Source organism: Enterobacteriaceae endosymbiont of Donacia piscatrix (assembly GCF_012569525.1).
In the GTDB taxonomy this organism is placed as follows: Bacteria; Pseudomonadota; Gammaproteobacteria; order Enterobacterales; family Enterobacteriaceae.
In genome coordinates, this window is the sequence record NZ_CP046200.1 from 63,184 (window position 1) to 81,185 (window position 18,002).

Annotated in this window: 19 protein-coding genes and 2 tRNA genes; 14 read left to right on the forward strand and 7 right to left on the reverse strand. The window is 18.7% G+C overall.

Annotated elements, in window-relative coordinates:
• Together GJT96_RS00355 and GJT96_RS00360 are read right to left on the reverse strand one after the other, a co-directional pair.
• Positions 1-642, reverse strand: a 642-nt coding sequence (locus GJT96_RS00355; protein ID WP_169780278.1) for an AAA family ATPase, incomplete at its 3' end; no start/stop codon positions are given.
• A gap of 30 nt (positions 643-672) precedes the next feature.
• The gene (locus GJT96_RS00360; RefSeq protein WP_169780279.1) at positions 673-1,881 is read right to left on the reverse strand and encodes an acetate kinase; all 1,209 of its coding nucleotides are present in this window, start codon (positions 1,879-1,881) and stop codon (positions 673-675) included.
• A 148-nt stretch (positions 1,882-2,029) separates the two neighbouring features.
• Between GJT96_RS00360 and GJT96_RS00365 the strand changes: the two genes are divergently transcribed.
• Positions 2,030-2,100, forward strand: a tRNA-Cys gene (locus GJT96_RS00365).
• 12 nt (positions 2,101-2,112) lie between these two features.
• Positions 2,113-2,199, forward strand: a tRNA-Leu gene (locus GJT96_RS00370).
• A gap of 19 nt (positions 2,200-2,218) precedes the next feature.
• On the opposite strand, the gene GJT96_RS02475 is transcribed toward GJT96_RS00370, so the two are convergent.
• Both GJT96_RS02475 and truA read right to left on the reverse strand, forming a co-directional pair.
• Positions 2,219-2,686, reverse strand: a complete 468-nt coding sequence (locus tag GJT96_RS02475) for a CvpA family protein (RefSeq protein WP_169780280.1) — start codon at positions 2,684-2,686, stop codon at positions 2,219-2,221.
• 111 nt (positions 2,687-2,797) lie between these two features.
• Complete coding sequence (truA, locus tag GJT96_RS00380) at positions 2,798-3,622, reverse strand: tRNA pseudouridine(38-40) synthase TruA (RefSeq protein ID WP_169780281.1); 825 nt, start codon at positions 3,620-3,622, stop codon at positions 2,798-2,800.
• A gap of 147 nt (positions 3,623-3,769) precedes the next feature.
• Between truA and GJT96_RS00385 the strand changes: the two genes are divergently transcribed.
• The 3 genes from GJT96_RS00385 (at position 3,770) to lipA (ending at position 6,611) form a co-directional block, all read left to right on the forward strand.
• Complete coding sequence (locus GJT96_RS00385) at positions 3,770-4,987, forward strand: serine hydrolase (protein ID WP_169780282.1); 1,218 nt, start codon at positions 3,770-3,772, stop codon at positions 4,985-4,987.
• 37 nt (positions 4,988-5,024) lie between these two features.
• Entirely contained in the window at positions 5,025-5,648 is a 624-nt protein-coding gene (lipB, locus tag GJT96_RS00390) for a lipoyl(octanoyl) transferase LipB (protein WP_169780283.1), read from the forward strand.
• 87 nt (positions 5,649-5,735) lie between these two features.
• Positions 5,736-6,611, forward strand: coding sequence for a lipoyl synthase (gene lipA / locus GJT96_RS00395; RefSeq protein WP_247646089.1), 876 nt, complete (start codon positions 5,736-5,738; stop codon positions 6,609-6,611).
• 166 nt (positions 6,612-6,777) lie between these two features.
• On the opposite strand, the gene cspE is transcribed toward lipA, so the two are convergent.
• Positions 6,778-6,987 carry a transcription antiterminator/RNA stability regulator CspE gene (gene cspE, locus GJT96_RS00400; RefSeq protein ID WP_169780284.1) on the reverse strand — a complete coding sequence of 70 codons (210 nt, stop codon included), beginning with the start codon at positions 6,985-6,987 and terminating at the stop codon, positions 6,778-6,780.
• Positions 6,988-7,182: 195 nt separating this feature from the next.
• Here cspE and GJT96_RS00405 point away from each other — a divergent pair, with 195 nt between their 5' ends.
• From GJT96_RS00405 to GJT96_RS00415, 3 genes are all read left to right on the forward strand, one after another.
• On the forward strand, positions 7,183-7,962 hold the full coding sequence (locus GJT96_RS00405; RefSeq protein WP_169780285.1) for an enoyl-ACP reductase FabI: 780 nt from the start codon (positions 7,183-7,185) through the stop codon (positions 7,960-7,962).
• A 136-nt stretch (positions 7,963-8,098) separates the two neighbouring features.
• Positions 8,099-9,646, forward strand: a complete 1,548-nt coding sequence (locus GJT96_RS00410) for a Re/Si-specific NAD(P)(+) transhydrogenase subunit alpha (protein ID WP_169780585.1) — start codon at positions 8,099-8,101, stop codon at positions 9,644-9,646.
• Between the two features lie 13 nt (positions 9,647-9,659).
• On the forward strand, positions 9,660-11,066 hold the full coding sequence (locus tag GJT96_RS00415; RefSeq protein WP_169780286.1) for an NAD(P)(+) transhydrogenase (Re/Si-specific) subunit beta: 1,407 nt from the start codon (positions 9,660-9,662) through the stop codon (positions 11,064-11,066).
• A 68-nt stretch (positions 11,067-11,134) separates the two neighbouring features.
• On the opposite strand, the gene fnr is transcribed toward GJT96_RS00415, so the two are convergent.
• Both fnr and GJT96_RS00425 read right to left on the reverse strand, forming a co-directional pair.
• Complete coding sequence (gene fnr / locus GJT96_RS00420) at positions 11,135-11,854, reverse strand: fumarate/nitrate reduction transcriptional regulator Fnr (RefSeq protein WP_169780287.1); 720 nt, start codon at positions 11,852-11,854, stop codon at positions 11,135-11,137.
• Between the two features lie 132 nt (positions 11,855-11,986).
• Positions 11,987-14,410: an Rne/Rng family ribonuclease gene (locus tag GJT96_RS00425; RefSeq protein ID WP_169780288.1), complete on the reverse strand. Its 2,424-nt coding sequence runs from the start codon at positions 14,408-14,410 to the stop codon at positions 11,987-11,989.
• A 348-nt stretch (positions 14,411-14,758) separates the two neighbouring features.
• Here GJT96_RS00425 and GJT96_RS00430 point away from each other — a divergent pair, with 348 nt between their 5' ends.
• From GJT96_RS00430 to acpP, 6 genes are all read left to right on the forward strand, one after another.
• Positions 14,759-15,691, forward strand: a complete 933-nt coding sequence (locus GJT96_RS00430) for an RluA family pseudouridine synthase (RefSeq protein WP_169780289.1) — start codon at positions 14,759-14,761, stop codon at positions 15,689-15,691.
• A 91-nt stretch (positions 15,692-15,782) separates the two neighbouring features.
• On the forward strand, positions 15,783-15,959 hold the full coding sequence (gene rpmF, locus GJT96_RS00435; RefSeq protein WP_169780290.1) for a 50S ribosomal protein L32: 177 nt from the start codon (positions 15,783-15,785) through the stop codon (positions 15,957-15,959).
• Between the two features lie 28 nt (positions 15,960-15,987).
• Positions 15,988-16,455, forward strand: coding sequence for an ACP S-malonyltransferase (locus GJT96_RS00440; protein ID WP_169780291.1), 468 nt, complete (start codon positions 15,988-15,990; stop codon positions 16,453-16,455).
• 50 nt (positions 16,456-16,505) lie between these two features.
• Complete coding sequence (locus tag GJT96_RS00445; RefSeq protein WP_169780292.1) at positions 16,506-16,943, forward strand: ACP S-malonyltransferase; 438 nt, start codon at positions 16,506-16,508, stop codon at positions 16,941-16,943.
• A 10-nt stretch (positions 16,944-16,953) separates the two neighbouring features.
• On the forward strand, positions 16,954-17,709 hold the full coding sequence (gene fabG / locus GJT96_RS00450) for a 3-oxoacyl-ACP reductase FabG (protein WP_169780293.1): 756 nt from the start codon (positions 16,954-16,956) through the stop codon (positions 17,707-17,709).
• A 53-nt stretch (positions 17,710-17,762) separates the two neighbouring features.
• On the forward strand, positions 17,763-18,002 hold the full coding sequence (acpP, locus tag GJT96_RS00455; protein ID WP_169780294.1) for an acyl carrier protein: 240 nt from the start codon (positions 17,763-17,765) through the stop codon (positions 18,000-18,002).

Genomic DNA, 18,002 nt, shown 5'->3' on the forward strand with positions numbered 1-18,002 from the left:
AGAAAATAAAAATTTTTTATGTATAAAATTATTTTTTTTTATATAAAAAAAATATTTAAAAATATTTAAATTATAAAAAAAAGGATTATAATTTTGATCTCTATATTTATTACTGATAAATAAATATGTATTTTTAATATCAAAATTATTTATTTCTTTCTTAAAAAGAATGTTAATTTTAGATTCTATTTTTTCTAAATTTTCATTTATTAAAGACATTGATGTAACAAAAATTATTTTTGCATTAAATATATTAGCCAAATCACAGTTTAATTTAAAAATTAGTTGTTTAATATAAATAGGAACTATTCCTTCTATAAAAAGAAAATCTGTATTATTTGTGTTTTTATAGGATTTTTGAATTATATGATCTATAATATTATTATATTCAATATTTTTTTTTAATAAATTAATATTATTTATTTTTATTGGTTCAATAGATTTTATATTAGAAAAATTATAAATATTTAAAATTTTATTAGTGTAATTAAAATTATAATCTTCTATTTTAGAAATAGGTTTAAAAAAATTACATTTTAATTGATTATTATTTATAATTTTTAGAAGTCCTAAATTTATACTTGTAAAAAAATGTATATCTACATCTATTGGTATAGATATAATTATTTTTTTTTTAAACATTATTGTGTACCTTTTTATTTATTAAAAAAATTATTTTATATTATAGATAATTTTAAATGTATCTTGTGATATCATTAATTCTTCATTTGTAGGAATAACTAATATAGGTATACTTAAATTAGTACTTATAATTCCAGTTTTACCATATTTAATTTTATTATTTAACTTTTTATCAATAGAAAAATTTAAAATTTTTAATTTTTCTATTGTTTTTTCTCTAATTAATACACTATTTTCTCCAATACCACCTGTAAAAATTATTGCATTTATTTTATTTTGCATTAATATGCTATAGGATGCTATATATTTAGTTAAACTATGTATAAATACATTAGTAGCTATTTTAATATTATTATTTTTAAAATAGTTTTCTTCAATATATCTAAAATCACTAGTAATATTAGTTAATCCTAACATACCTGATTTTCTAGTTAGAATATTATAAATTTCATTTATATTAAGATTTAATTCGTTATACATATAAAAAATAATTGCTGGATCAATATTACCACATCTAGTACCCATAACTAATCCTTCTAAAGGTGTTAAACCCATAGAAGTATCTATGCTTTTACCATTATTTATTGCGGTGATAGATGAACCATTACCTAAATGACATGAAATACAATTAAAATTATTTAGTTTTATATTTAAAAATTTAGCTGCAATTTTAGTAACATATTTATGACTAGTACCATGTGCACCATAACGACGTATTTTATATTTTTCATAAAATTTTATAGGTAATGCATATAAATATGATTCAATAGGTATTGTTTGATGAAAAGAAGTATCAAAAACAGCAACTTGTTTATTTTTTAAATGTGGCAAAATTTTTTTTATTTCTTTTACTCCAATTACTTGAATAGGATTATGTAAAGGTGCGAAAATAGATGCTTTTTCTATTTTTTTTAGTATAACATCTGTAATTAGAGTAGATTTAGTAAATGTTTCACCACCATGTACTATACGATGTCCAATACCTATAATATTATTATACAGTAAACATTTTTTTAATATTTTTTCTACTAAATAATTTAATATGTATTTATGAGTTATTTTATTATAAAATTTAGTTTTATGTTTTTTGTTATTAAAATTCCATGTAATGAAAGAACTATTATCATAATAATTTTCAGCTAAACCAGATAATAAAACTCTTTTTTTAATAGGATTTATAACTGAAAATTTTAAAGAAGAACTACCGCAATTAATTACAAATATTAATTTATCTGACATTATACGTCCTAATAATATATTATTGTATATAATTAATAATTATATATAAAAAAACAACAAAATTACATATAAAACATTTTACAAAAATCCTAAAATATATTATATATATAATTAATAAATTATTATATAATTATTCCTATTCTTATTAGGCGCATTGGCAGAATGGTTATGCAGAGGATTGCAAATCCTTTTATTTCGGTTCAATTCCGGGATGCGCCTAAATAATTTTATGCCCAGATGGTGGAATTGGTAGACACAAGGGACTTAAAATCCCTCGGCATTTATATTGCTATGCGGGTTCAATTCCCGCTCTGGGCATAAAAATATAATAAATAATTTATAAAAAATATTTATACTTGTGTAAAATATTATTAAAAAAAATAAACAGTAAGGATTTATTATTTGTTAATATATAATTATATAATTTTTTATCTATATAATTTAATGAATATAATAAGATAAATATTATTAAACATCCTTTAAGTAATCCAAAAAATAATCCTAATATTCGATTAATATTATTTATATAAATATTTTGAACTTTAATATTTAAATAGTTATTAATAATACATCCTATTATTAGGATGAATATAAAATAAAAAAATAATAAAAAAATTTTTTTATAATAAAAATTATTTATATATATTTTTTTTACAAAAAATATATAATGATAATATTTTTTAAAAAAATAGAAAAATATAAACCATATAAATATAGTTAATATTTCATTTATTAATCCTTTAAAAAAACTAATTATAGAAAAATACATTAATATAAATATAAATAAATAATCAATTATTGACATATAATATATATTTTCTTTTTTAAATAAAATAAGATAACATATCTAAATTAATTTTTAAAAATTTTACATTTTTTTAAATTTTTTATATCTAAAATATAGATGATAATTTTATTAAATAAATTTTTTGAAAATTAAATATGAATTATAATTAAAGTAGGGAATACCAAAATGTTTTGGATATTCAACCTCTATTAAAAATAAACCATTAGGTTTTACTGTAACAGCTGCTTTTGTTCTATTTTTAATTTTAATTAATTCTGATAACCAATTTTCTTTTTTTCGTCCAATACCAATTTCTATTAAACTACCTATAATATTTCTTACCATATGATATAAAAAAGAATCTGCTTTAATATCTATAAAAATATAATTTCCATATTTTTTAATATTACAATGTATAATTCTTCTGAAAGAAGAATTATTTGTTTTTTTACCAGATTGAAAAGATGAAAAATCATGTTCTCCTAATAAATATTGTATTGCATTTTTCATTTTTGAAATATTTAAATTTTTTTTATATAAAGTAACTAAATCACTAAATATAGCAGATTTATATCTATTATTATAGATAATATAAATATATCTACGAGATAAAGCACTAAATCTAGCATGAAATTCTTTCTTTACAGAAATTATCCATTTTATAACTATATCTTTAGGTAAAAGACTATTGATACCTAAAATCCAAGACTTTTTACTTCTAAAACTAGATGTTTCAAAATGGATTACTTGTCCTATACTATGTACACCTATATCTGTTCTACCAGCGCAAAAAACAATTATATTATGATTAGCAATTTTAGAAATAACTTTTTCTAAACATCCTTGTATTGTTTTTTTATAATATATATTCTGTTTTTGCCATCCATGATAATTAGCACCATTATATTCAATTCCTAATGCAAATTTATATTTTTTTTTAAAATTAATATTCATATATATTTTATATAATTAAATAATTTTATTATGTTCGATATTTTACTAAAAATTTAGTTACATTTTAAAAAAAAATTATATAAAATATTATTCTAATAAATTTTATGCAAAAATACCTAATAAAATTAAAATTCTATGAGTATAGATATGCTAAAAATATATAAAAAATTTAATAAGTTTATTTTTACGATAATAAAATCAATAATTATTATATTTATAATATATTCAACAATTACATATGCTAATGAAGATATATTTAATGTTGAATTACAACCAAATATTAATGCTAGATCTTATATTTTAATAGATTATAATACAGGAATAATTTTAACTGAAAAAAATTCAAATGAAATTCAAAAACCAGCTAGTTTAGCAAAAATTATGACTAGTTATGTAATTGGGAAAGCTTTAGCTAAAGGGAAATTACATCGTGATGATATTGTTACTATTAGTAAAAATGCTTGGGCAACTGGAAATAATGAATTTAATGGTTCATCATTAATGTTTTTAAAAATAGGGGATCATATTTCTGTAAATTATTTAATAAAAGGCATCATATTACAATCAGGGAATGATGCTTGTGTTGCTATTGCTGAATATATATCTGGAAACCAACAAAATTTTGTAAATTTAATGAATTTTTATGCAAAAAAAATAGGATTAAAAAATACTATTTTTAAGAATGTACATGGATTAGATGAATCAGGACAATATACAACAGCACAAGATATAGCTATTTTGGGTAAGTCTCTAATAAAAGATTTTCCTTATGAATATTCTATTTATAAAGAAAAAAGTTTTACTTTTAATCATATTCATCAAAAAAATCGTAATTTATTATTATGGGATAGAACTCTAAATGTAGATGGAATTAAAACAGGACATACAAAAGATGCAGGCTATAATATTATAGCTTCTGCAACAAAAAATAATATGAGATTAATTGTTGTTATATTAGGTGATAAAACAGAGCAAGATCGTAAAAAAAATAGTAAAAAATTATTAAATTGGGGTTTTGAAACATTTCGTACAATTAATCCAATTAAAAAATATCAAAAAATAGCTTCTATTCCTATTTTATACGGTAAACAATCATATGTAAGAATTGGGATTAAAAATAATGTATATTTAACAATTTTTAAAAATCAAGAAAAAAAAATCAAAATTTTATATCATATTAAAAATAATAAAATTTTTGCTCCTATATATAAAAAACAGATATTAGGACACATAACTTTTTTAATTAATAATCATATAATTGTAGATTATCCATTAATTGCATTAGAAGATATTCCAAAAGGAAATTTTTTTCTTCGTTTTTTAGATTATATAAGATTATTATTAAGTAAATGGATTAAACAATAAAAAATTTATATAAATTAAAAGATATAAATATATAATAATGTATAATAAAAATTTTATTATAAGAAATCTTGGTATAGAACTTTGGAATTATACTTATAAAAAAATGTATAATTTTAATTATACAAGATCTAATGAAACTTTAGATGAAATATGGTTAGTTGAACATTATCCTGTTTTTACTCAAGGAAAATTATCCAATATAAAAGATATTATTAATTATAATCATAATATACCTATATTTTGTACTGATAGAGGAGGTAAAATTACTTATCATGCTCCAGGACAACAAATTATGTATATTCTAATCAATTTAAAAAGAAGAAAACTTAATATTAAATCTTTAATTTTTATTTTAAAACAAGTAGTTATAAATATATTATTATACTTTAATATATCATCTAGTTCATCTTTTAAAGATATTTCTGGTATATATATAAATAATAAAAAAATAGCATCTATAGGGATAAAAATTTCTAAAGGATGTACTTTACATGGTATATCATTTAATATTAACATGGATTTATTACCTTTTAATTATATTAATCCATGTGGTTTAAAAAATTTAAAAATGATAAATTTAAAAAATTATATTTATAATATAAAAATGTTTAAAATTAGAAAATTTTTAATAAATGAATTTTTATTATTAATAAATAATTAATATCAAAATTAATATTTTATTTTTTTTAAAACATAGTCATATAATGTATATTGTATTTAATTATTTTAATATATTTTATATAAAAATATGAAACAAAAAATTATACCAAAACCTAGTTGGATTAAAATTAAATTTTCAATAAAAAATATTAATAAAATAAAAAAAATTAGATCTTTTTTAAAACAAAATAAATTACATACTATTTGTGAAGAAGCATCATGTCCAAATTTAATAGAATGTTTTAATAAAGGACAATTAACTTTTATGATTTTGGGTAATTTATGTACAAGAAATTGTCTATATTGTAATGTTATACACGGAAGACCAAAAAAAAAATATGATAAATATGAAGCATCTAAATTAGCTAATATTATTTCTTTAATGAAATTAAAATATATTGTTATTACTTCCGTTACTCGTGATGATTTACATGATGGTGGGGCACGACAATTTACTAATTGTATAAAAAAAATACGTGAAAAAAATTCTAAAATTAGAATAGAAATTCTAGTTCCTGATTTTAAAAATTGTACTGAAAAAGTTTTAAAAATATTTAGTAATTCTTTACCTGATGTCTTTAATCATAATATAGAAACAGTAGAACGTTTATATAAAAAAATACGACCTGAAGGAAAATATAAAAAATCCTTAATTTTATTAAATAGATTTAAATCTTTATTTCCTAAAATTATAACTAAATCAGGATTAATGGTCGGTTTAGGCGAAACAAAAGAAGAATTATTTTATACTATAAAAGATTTAAAACATAATGGAGTTGATATTTTAACTATAGGACAATACTTACAACCAAGTAAATATCATATTCCTGTATCAAATTACGTTAGTTTAAAAGAATTTGATGAAATTAAAATTAGAGCAAAAAAAATTGGTTTTAAAAAAGTAGCATGTGGACCTTTTATTCGTTCTTCATATAATGCAGAAAATTATTTTTCTGAAAATTAATAAACAAATAATGCCCCTGAAAATTTTATTTTCTATTAAAATTATTTAAAATTTTTTTATTTATTATTAATAAATAAAACTTATTTTATAATTTCAAATAGTTAAATTTATAAAAATTTATCAGAGGCAAATAATATTTTAAACCTTTTCTTACTACTAAATAAACTTAAACAGCAACAACATTAGCAGCAGAAGGTCCTTTGGCTCCGTTAGTAATTTCAAATTCTACTTTTTGGCCTTCAGTTAATGTTTTAAAACCACTACTTTGAATAGCAGAAAAATGTACAAAAACATCTTTACTACCATCTTCAGGAGTAATGAAACCAAAACCCTTAGATTCATTAAACCACTTAACGTTACCCTTAATCTTGGACATCAATTATTACCTTTACATAAAAATAGACACTGAAATTGTGTCATATAAAAGTACATCAATTAATAATACATTTGTCTAGTGAAAGAAATTAAAAAGCTGATAAATATCAAATTTTTTAAAAAAAAATTTGATTTTATTATTATTTTTAGCAAAAAAAAATATATATAATAAAATTAAATTTTTTTTGGGGAAAAAATGAATTTATTATTAGGAAAAAAAATATTAGTTACAGGTATTTTAAATAGATTATCAATTGCTTATGGTATAGCTCGTATTATGTATAAACATAAAGCAAATTTAATTTTTACATATCAAAAAAATAAAAATAAAAATAAAATAGAAAAATTAGTAAAAAATATGACAAAATATCCGATAATAAAATGTGATGTATCTAAAGATACAGATATTAAATCCTTATTTTTTAAAATATCTAAAATATGGAAAAAATTTGATGGTTTTGTTCATTCTATTGCTTTTACTCCTGAAAATACATTAAAAAAAAATTTTTTAAATACATCTCGTTTAGAATTTCAAATTTCTCATGATATTAATTCTTATACTTTATTAAGTATGGTAAAAGAGTGTGTAAATATATTACATAATAAATCATCAATAATAGTATTAACCTATTTAGGATCACAAAGCTTTGTACAACACTATAATGTAATGGGTTTAGCAAAAGCTTCATTAGAAGCTAATATTCGTTATATAGCATGTAATATTGGATATAAAAATATTAGAATTAATGGAATCTCTCCTTCCCCAATCAAAACTATTGCTTCTTCTAGAATAAAAAATATTAATTCTATAATTAAATTATATAAAAAAAAAAGTCCTTTAAATGAATCTATTACAATAAACCATATTGGTAATGTTGCTACTTTTTTAGCTTCTGATTTATCTTTAGGTATTACAGGAGAAATCATTTATCTAGATTCTGGGTTTAATATTCAAATTATTAACAATATTAAATAAAATTATTATATATTTAATTTTATTAAATTAAATAAAAATTTGAAAAATAATTTAATAAATGATAATTTTAAAATTAAAATTAATATTTATTTTATATAAAACATATATTAGTTTACAATAGGTTAAATATTTTATGATGATAATTGGAATACCAAAAGAAAAATATTTTGAAGAAAAAAGAGTAGCAATGACACCTCTAAATATTAAAAAATTAATTAAATTAGGTTTTAGAATATATATTGAAAAAGGGGCCGGAAAATTATCTTATTTTAATGATCAAGATTATGAAAATAATGGAGCAAGAATAGTAGAAAATGAAGAAGTTTGGAATGCAAATATAATAATTAAAATTCATCCTCTAAATGAAGAAGAAAGTAAATTAATAAGAAATAATAGTATATTAATTAGTTTTATTTGGCCACATCAAAATAAAATACTATTAAATATTTTAGCTCAAAAAAACATTATTACTATTGCAATGGATGCAATACCTAGAATTTCTAGAGCTCAAGCTTTTGATGCTTTAAGTTCAATGAATAATTTATCTGGTTATAGAAGTATAGTTGAATCAATTAATTTATTAGGAAGAACTTTAAATGGACAAATTACTGCTGCAGGTAAAATATTACCAGCTAAAGTTATGGTAGTGGGAGCCGGAGTTACAGGTTTATCAGCAATTGGAACAGCAAAAAGTTTAGGAGCAATTGTAATTGCTTTTGACACAAGAAAAGAAGTAAAAGAACAAATTAATAGTATGGGTGCAGAATTTCTAGAGTTAAAAGATCAAAAAAAAAATAATATTCATGAATATGAAACTCATTCATCAAAAAAAAAATCACAATTAATACAAGAATCTTTTAATAAAGTAGTAAAAAAAACAGATATTATTATTACAACAGCTATAATTCCTAATAAAAAAGCACCTATTTTAATTACTAAAAAAATGATTAAATTAATGAAACCTGGTAGTATAATTTTTGATCTTGCAATCGAAAATGGAGGTAATTGTGAATTAACAGAAAAAAATAAAATAATTACTACAGATAATAATATTAAAATTATAGGTTTTACAAATTTACCTAGTAAAGTAGCACCTCAAGCTTCTCAATTATATAGTACAAATATAATTAATTTAATTAATTTATTATCTAAAAAACATTTAGGTACAATTAACATTGATTTAAAAAATGAAATTATTAGAAATATGACTGTAGTTTACGATAGTACAATTATATGGCCTGCGCCAAAAATTAAATCATCAAAAATTAAAATTAACACAAAAAAAATAAATTCTTCTAAAAATACAAAAAATATTATAAAAAAAAATAATAGTAAATGTTTTTTAAAAAATAAATATTTTTTATATATTTTAGGATTATTTTCTGCATATTATATAACACAATATATTCCTCATGAAGTTATACCTCATTTTATAATTTTTTTATTATCTTGTATAATAGGTTATTATGTAGTATGGAATGTTAGTCATACACTACATACACCTTTAATGTCTGTTACAAATGCAATTTCTGGTATTATTATTATTGGTTCTATTTTACAACTTAATAATAATTATTATACTACAATTACATTAGCATTTTTAGGAACATTATTATCAAGTATTAATATTTTTGGAGGATTAACAATTACTCAACGCATGCTTAAATTGTTTCATAAAAATTAAGGAGAATTTATAAATGTTTGATAGGTCATTAATATTTACATATACTATATCAGCTATTTTATTTATATTAAGTATTGCAAGTCTTTCAAAAAAAGAAACCTCTAAAAAAGGTAATATATTTGCAATTAATGGAATGCTTATAGCAATAATTATAACTATACTAAAAGCAAAAATTAATAATATTGGTTATATATTAGGATCAATTTTTTTAGGGGCATTTATAGGAATAAGTATTTCAAAAAAAATTGATATGACTAAAATGCCTCAATTAATTGCAATATTACATAGTTTTGTAGGATTAACTGCAGTTCTTGTAGGATTTAATAATTATTTATTATTAATATATGATAAAATTATTTTTAATGAAAATATAGAAATGCAATTAATAGAAATATTCTTTAGTATTTTTATTGGTTCTGTTACTTTAATTGGCTCTATACTTGCTTTTAATAAATTATCTGGTTTTATAAAATCAAAAACTTTAAATTTAAAATTTAAAAATTTAATTAATTTATCAATGATATTAATATCATTTATTTTAATGATATTTTTTTTAAATACACATAATATAAAATTACAAATTATTATTTTAGGATTAATATTTTTAATTTCATTAATATTTGGTTTTCATTTAATTATGAGTATTGGTGGAGCAGATATGCCTGTAGTAATATCAATGTTAAATTCTTATTCAGGATGGGCTGCGGCATCTGCGGGATTTATGTTAACTAATGATTTATTAATTATAACAGGTGCTTTAGTTGGTTCTTCTGGAGCTATTCTTTCATATTTAATGTGTAAAGGTATGAATAGATCATTTTTTAATGTACTTCTTGGTAATAATAATAAAATTAATAATAAAAATAGTAATTTTACTTTAGAAAAAGGAGATATACAAAATTATAAAGAAATATCTATCGATAATACAGTAGAAATATTAAAAAGTTCAAATAATATTATTATTGTTCCTGGATATGGATTAGCTGTTTCACAAGCACAATATCCCCTTTCTAAAATAGTAAATAAATTAACTCAATTAAATATTAAAATTAGATTTGCTATTCATCCTGTAGCGGGACGTTTGCCAGGACATATGAACGTTTTATTAGCAGAAGCTAATATACCATACAATATGGTATACGAAATGGATGATATTAATAAAGATTTTACTAATACAGATACAGTATTAGTAATAGGAGCTAATGATACAGTTAATCCATCAGCTCAAGAAGATACTGATAGTCCAATATCAGGTATGCCTATTTTAGAAGTATGGAAAGCTAATAATATTATTATTCTTAAAAGAAGTATGAATCAAGGATATGCTGGAATTAGCAATCCTTTATTTTATCAAGATAATAGTTATATGTTATTTGGAGATGCAAAAAATTCTATAAATAAAATTTTACAAAAAATTTAATAAAAAAGTTTACTCATTGTATAATAAAATACTAGAGTAAACTTTATATGTATTAAATATATTGATTTTTAATTAATAAAATTAATTAATTTTAAATAATTATTAATTATAATATGTTTACCACGAATAATGAGCATATTATTTTTTTTAAATTTACTTAAAATACGACTAATAGTTTCAACTGTAATGCCCAAATAATTACTAATATCGTTTCTAGTCATAGATAAAAAAAAATTTTTACGTGAATATCCTATAATTTTTAATTTTTTAGATAAAAAATATATGAATGTAGCTAATTTTTTTTCTGCTTTTTTTTTAGATAAAAGTAATATAAAATAGGAATTTATTTTAATTTCTTTACTCATTAAATTAATAATTTTTTGTCCTAAGGAAGGAATTTTAATAAAAATGTTATTTAATTCTAATAAAGATATTTTACATAAAGTAGTTGTTTCTAATGCTTGGCTAAAATTACTATAAATACCATTATAAATACTATCTAAACCAATAAGATCACCTTTAAAGTAAAATTTACTTATTTGTTCATTTCCTTGTTTTGTAAAATTATAAGTTTTAATAGTTCCTGATTGTATAGTATACAAAAAATACATTTTTTTTTTTTCTTTAAATAATATTTCTCCCTTATGAATTAATTTTTTTTGTTTAAAAATTGTAATAAATTTTTTGTATTTAAAAAATAAACATAATTTATATGTTAAACAATTTTGACAATTTATATTATTATAATAATTTATATTTTTTACATTATATTTTTGTTTCAGAATCATTTTTTACTCTCTGAAATTAAAAAAATAAAAAATATTTTTAATTAAAATATAATCAAAAGAAATATTGATTATATTTTAAAATATGTTTTTAAATGTTAAATATTTTATACATTTTTATATAATATAAAAAAACTATAACCTTTTTACTGGAGATGTAGCATATTTTTTAGCTGCGTGAGCACCTGCACCTTTTTTACTATTTAAATTAAATGATGAATTAATTAATTTATTACTATTATTAAAATAATTTGTAAAATTATTTTGTATTTTTTTACTATTTGTTGATGTATAATTTTTATATATTTTTTTTTTAGTTATAAAATTATTATTTTTTATTTTTTGATTATAGATATTTATAATATCGGAATTAATTATATTATTTTTAGATATTAAATTTTTTTTTGTTTGTAATTTTATTTTATTTAATATGATTTTATTAATTTTAATTTGATTTCTATATTTATTTAATCCTATACTATTTTTTATAGAAAAATTAGATGTATTATTTTTCTTATTATTAAAAATATTAATAATTTTATTAAAATTACTTTTTATATGTTTTTTATTATATAATAAATAATTATAATTTATTTTTAATAATTTTTTTGATTTTATACAATTAAATAAATTTTTATCATTTTTAATTATTGAATTATTATTTAATTTAGATGATTTTAATTTTTTATTTTTAAATTCTACATTAGAAATTGGTAAATTTTTTTTGTTATTAAACATAAAAAATTTTTTATAATGATTTAAAGTAAATTTATTTATAAAAATAATTTTTTGTGTAATATTTTTTATTATTTTTTTTATATAAATAATTTTCTTTTTAAGAAAATTTAAAAAATTGAATAATATATATTTTTGTTTATAAAATAAATATATTAAATTATATATATAAAAAATAAAATAATATTTTTTTTTTAAAAAAATTTTATTATATGTATTTAATCTTTTTATCTTTTTTTGTTTTTCATTTATTAAGTTTTTTAGAAGTTTATTTTTTAAATAATTAAAATTATTTAAATTTAATTTTTGTAATGTATTTATAATGTAATAAATATTTTTTTTATTTTCACCATGCTTAATACGTAAAATAAAATAGTTAGGTGTATCTAATTTAGGATTAGGTATGATAAATGTCTTAATTCGTCTATCTTCAATAGCATTTATTGAATTTCTTTTTTCATTTAATAAATAAGAAGCTATTTTAACTGGAACTATAGCATATACTTCTTTCGTATTATCTTTTAATGATTCTTCTTCTATTAATCTTAAAATAGATAATGATAAAGATTTGTTATCTCTCAACATACCATATCCTAAACATCTAGGACATAAATAATAACTAGATTCTTTTAAAGAAGATCTTAATCTTTGACGTGACATTTCTAATAATCCAAATTTTGAAATACTATTAATTTGAATTTTAGCTCTATCATAACGTATATTGTTGAGTAATCTTTTTTCTATAATTTTTTTATTTTCTATAATAGACATATCTATAAAATCTATTACAATTAATCCTCCTACATCACGTAATCTTAATTGTCTAATAATTTCATCTGCAGCTTCTAAATTAATGTTTAACGCAGTTTCTTCTATATCAATTCCTTTAGTAGCTTTTGATGAATTAACATCAATAGATGTTAAGGCTTCTGTTGTATCTATTATAATAGAACCTCCTGAAGGTAAACGTACTTTTTTCTGAAAAATTTTTTCTATTTGAGATTCTATTTGATAATAACTAAATAAAGGAATATCATTTTTATATAATCTAATTTTATTATTTAAGTCTGATCTTCCTAAAATATTAATATGTTTTTTTGCTAGTTTTAATGTTTTTAAATTATCTATTAAAATTTCATTTATATCATCGTATAAATAATCACGTAATACTCTTATAACAATATTACTTTCTTGATGTATTAGAAAAGGAGCTGTTTTTTTTTTAGCATTTTTTTTTATTATTTCCCAATGTTTTAATCTAAATTTTAAATCTAATTTAAGTTTTTTTATATTTTGTCCTAAACCAGCTGTACGAATAATTAAACTCATATTATTTGGTATAGATAATGATGATAAAAATTTTTTTAAAATTTTTCTATCTGCTCCTTCTATTTTTTTGGATATTCCACTAGAATTAGAATTATTAGGCATTAAAACTAAATAACTACCTGCTAAACTAATAAAAGTTGTTAATAATGCACCTTTTTTACCTCTTTCTTCTTTATTTATCTGTACAATAATTTCTTTACCAATTAATAAAGAATTTTTAAAATTTATTTTATCATAAAAATTTTCATAATAATTATTAGGTAAATATTCTTCGGCAATTTCTTTTATAGGTAAAAAACCATGTTTATCAACTCCATAATCTACAAAAACAGCTTCTAAACTTGGTTCAATACGTGTAATTTTTCCTTTATATATGTTAGATTTTTTTTGTTTATAATTAGAATTTTCTATATCTAAATCATATAATTTTTGTCCTTCTACTAAAGCAACACGTAATTCTTCATGTTGAGTAGCATTTATTAACATTTTTTTCATAATAACTTACTCATGTATTTTAAACTGATTAATATTTTTATATGAAATATAAAAATAATATAATAAGAAAATTATATTTAATCTTTTATGAATAGATTTAAATTTAAATATTAATTATTTGAAATAATAAAATATATTTTATGATTATTTATTATCTTAAAGAAAATTTTATAAAATTTTCTTTAAAAGAAAATAATTATGAAAATTTTATAAAAATTATTTATTAAATTAATAATAACATAAATTTTAATTTTCAAAAAATCATTTTATATAAAAAATATATTACATATATTACATTTTTTTTATTATTATTAATAAAATATTAAATATAATTTTTTATATAAAGTGATGAAAAATCAAAAGATTATTGTATCATCTATAATTGATAAACAAAGAATAGATAATTTTTTAATTAAAAAATTTAAAACAGTTCCTAAAAGTTTAATATATAAAATTTTAAGAAAAGGAAAAATAAAAGTTAATAAAAAAAAAGTATTTCCAAATTTTAAAATAAAACATCAAGATATAATTGAACTCCCTTTTATATATATAAATTATGTAAAAAAAATTAAAAAAAAATTAAATTTAAATAAAATAAAATTTTTAAAAAAAATTATTATTTTTGAAGATAAATATATTTTAGCAATTAATAAACCTTCTGGTATAGCAGTTCATGGGGGAAGTGGTATTAATTACGGAATCATTGAAAGTTATAGATTTTTATTTAAAAAAAATTTTTTTTTAGAACTTGTGCATAGAATTGATAAAGAAACATCTGGTGTTTTATTAATGGCTAAAAAAAGATCAATATTAAAAATATTACAACAACAATTAAGAGAAAAACAAATAAAAAAAGAATACATTGCCTTAGTAAAAGGTAATTGTATAATAAAAAAATATATTTATATTAAAAACTTTTTAATAAAAAATTTTTTAAATAAAAAAATTAAAGTTAAAATAAATAATAAAGGAAAATTTTCAGAAACTAAATTTAAAATTATTAAAAATTATACTAATTTTATGTTAATAAAAATTAAACCTATTACTGGTAGAACACATCAAATTAGAGTACATATGTCTCATTTAAACCATCCTATAATTAATGATCAACGTTATGGTGATGATAATTTAAATTTAAAATTTAGAAAAAAATTTAATTTAAATAGATTATTTTTACATGCTAAACAAATTACATTTATACATCCTATAAATAATAAAAAAATTATAATCAATGCTCCCTTAAATAAGGAATTAAATGATTGTTTATTTAAATTAAAATAGCAATAAAAAATATTTTATATATATAAAACATAATATATACTAATATATGATTAAGAATATAAAAATTTTATTTTTATAAAAAGGTAATATTATGGCTGTTCAAAAACATAAAAAATCAAGATCTAAAAGAGGTATGAGACGTTCTCATGATAAATTATCAAAAAACAAATTTTTATTAATTAATAAAAGAACAGGAAAAAAATATTTATATCATCATATAACTGATGATGGTTTTTATAAAGGTAAAAAATTTATAAATAGAAATTAATTTAAATCAATAAATATATTAAAATAAAATGAAAAAATTTGTTGCTATATTTCCTGGACAAGGAATCCAGTTTGTTGGTATGTTGTCTGACTTATATAAAAAATTTACAATTATAAAAAAAACTTTTTATTCAGCTTCAGAAATATTAGGATATGACTTATGGAATCTTATACAAAAAGGTCCATTAAAAAAACTAAATAAAACATATTATACTCAACCTGCTATTTTAACATCATCTATAGCAATATATAATTTATGGTTATATAAAAATAATATAAAACCTAACATAGTTACAGGATATAGTTTAGGAGAATATACAGCTATGGTATGTAGTGGTATGATTAGTTTTTCTGATGCTGTTAAAATAGTAACATTTAGAGGAAAATTAATGCATGAAATATCATGTAATTTAAAAGATTTTAATATAACTGGATATTATATGAAAACAATTATCGGATTAAAAAAAAAATTATCAAAAAAATTTGCAAAAAAATAAATAAGCATAATAATATTATTTCAATATCTAATTATAATTCATATAATAATATGACTATTAGTGGAAATAAATTAGCTATAGCCAAAGCTACAAAAATATTTAAATCTTTAGGAGCTCATATTATACCAATAAATATTAATATACCCTCTCATTGTTTATTAATGAAACCTATAAATCTAAAATTTAAACAATTTTTAGAAAAAATTATAATTAATAAACCAAAAATTAAATTTATTAATAATATAAACTGTAATTATGACATATCATCTAAAGATATTAAAAGTACTTTAATTAAACAACTATATTCACCTATTAATTGGATTAAATGTATTAAATTTATAGAAAAACAAAATATATCAAATTTAATAGAATTTACTCCTAAAAATTTACTTAAAAAAATATCACAACAAATTACAAATAATTTAAATATAAATTCTATATATAATGTAGAAACATTTTTTTCAACATTAAATAAATATAAAATTTAAAATAAAAAATATGTTATTTAAAAATTTTACATTAAAAAATAAAATAGCTTTAGTAACAGGAGCTAATAAAGGAATAGGATATAATATTGCTAATACATTAGCTACAAATGGAGCCTATGTAATAGGAACATCTACAACTATTACAGGAGTTAAAAAAATTAATAATTATTTAGGACTTAATGGTAAAGGTTTAATTCTTGATTTAAAAAATAAATCACCTTATATTATAAGTAACCTAATTAGGTATATTATTAAAAAATTTAAAAATATAGATATACTTATTAATAATGCAGGAATTTTATTTGATAAATTAGTTATAAAAATGGAAGATTATCAATGGGATAATGTTTTACAAGTTAATTTAACTTCTGTTTTTCGAATTTGTAAAGAAGTTATTTATTATATGATTAAAAAATCTTTTGGTAGAATTGTTACAATTGGTTCTGTTATAGGAAATATTGGTAATATAGGTCAAGCAAATTATGCAGCATCTAAATCAGGTATTATAGGATTTAGTAGATCATTAGCTAAAGAAGTAGCTTCTAAAAATATTACTGTTAATGTAATATCTCCTGGTTATATTAAAACAGATATGACATCAAATCTTAGAAAAAAAGATTATAATAATATTATAGCACAAATACCATCAAAACGCTTTGGTGATCCTCAAGAAATAGCTGATGCTGTAATTTTTTTAGTTTCTGAAAAATCATCCTATATAACTGGAGAAGTACTTAATATTAACGGTGGTTTATATATGGGATAATTAATTTTTCAAAAAAATTATTCTAAATTTTTTTATAGGAAAATATAACAAGTATGCGTAATTCCATTATTAAACGTGTTAAAAAAATTATTACTAATAAATTAGGAATAACAAAACAAGATATTACTATGTCTTCTTCTTTTAAAGAAGATTTAGGTGCTGATTCTCTTGATATTATTGAAATTATTATGTCGTTAGAAGAAGAATTTAATATTGAAATATTAGATGAAGATGCAGAAAAAATTACTGATTTTGAAAAAGCTATAAATTATATTTATAATCTGAAAAAATAA

Excerpts from the sequence above, each read along its gene's own strand:
- GJT96_RS00360 (WP_169780279.1), bottom strand. The coding sequence starts at position 1,881 with ATGTCAGATAAATTAATATTTGTAATTAATTGCGGTAGTTCTTCTTTA.
- GJT96_RS02475 (WP_169780280.1), bottom strand. The coding sequence starts at position 2,686 with ATGTCAATAATTGATTATTTATTTATATTTATATTAATGTATTTTTCT.
- truA (WP_169780281.1), bottom strand. The coding sequence starts at position 3,622 with ATGAATATTAATTTTAAAAAAAAATATAAATTTGCATTAGGAATTGAA.
- GJT96_RS00385 (WP_169780282.1), top strand. The coding sequence starts at position 3,770 with ATGCTAAAAATATATAAAAAATTTAATAAGTTTATTTTTACGATAATA.
- lipB (WP_169780283.1), top strand. The coding sequence starts at position 5,025 with ATGTATAATAAAAATTTTATTATAAGAAATCTTGGTATAGAACTTTGG.
- lipA (WP_247646089.1), top strand. The coding sequence starts at position 5,736 with ATGAAACAAAAAATTATACCAAAACCTAGTTGGATTAAAATTAAATTT.
- cspE (WP_169780284.1), bottom strand. The coding sequence starts at position 6,987 with ATGTCCAAGATTAAGGGTAACGTTAAGTGGTTTAATGAATCTAAGGGT.
- GJT96_RS00405 (WP_169780285.1), top strand. The coding sequence starts at position 7,183 with ATGAATTTATTATTAGGAAAAAAAATATTAGTTACAGGTATTTTAAAT.
- GJT96_RS00410 (WP_169780585.1), top strand. The coding sequence starts at position 8,099 with ATGATAATTGGAATACCAAAAGAAAAATATTTTGAAGAAAAAAGAGTA.
- GJT96_RS00415 (WP_169780286.1), top strand. The coding sequence starts at position 9,660 with ATGTTTGATAGGTCATTAATATTTACATATACTATATCAGCTATTTTA.
- fnr (WP_169780287.1), bottom strand. The coding sequence starts at position 11,854 with ATGATTCTGAAACAAAAATATAATGTAAAAAATATAAATTATTATAAT.
- GJT96_RS00425 (WP_169780288.1), bottom strand. The coding sequence starts at position 14,410 with ATGAAAAAAATGTTAATAAATGCTACTCAACATGAAGAATTACGTGTT.
- GJT96_RS00430 (WP_169780289.1), top strand. The coding sequence starts at position 14,759 with ATGAAAAATCAAAAGATTATTGTATCATCTATAATTGATAAACAAAGA.
- rpmF (WP_169780290.1), top strand. The coding sequence starts at position 15,783 with ATGGCTGTTCAAAAACATAAAAAATCAAGATCTAAAAGAGGTATGAGA.
- GJT96_RS00440 (WP_169780291.1), top strand. The coding sequence starts at position 15,988 with ATGAAAAAATTTGTTGCTATATTTCCTGGACAAGGAATCCAGTTTGTT.
- GJT96_RS00445 (WP_169780292.1), top strand. The coding sequence starts at position 16,506 with ATGACTATTAGTGGAAATAAATTAGCTATAGCCAAAGCTACAAAAATA.
- fabG (WP_169780293.1), top strand. The coding sequence starts at position 16,954 with ATGTTATTTAAAAATTTTACATTAAAAAATAAAATAGCTTTAGTAACA.
- acpP (WP_169780294.1), top strand. The coding sequence starts at position 17,763 with ATGCGTAATTCCATTATTAAACGTGTTAAAAAAATTATTACTAATAAA.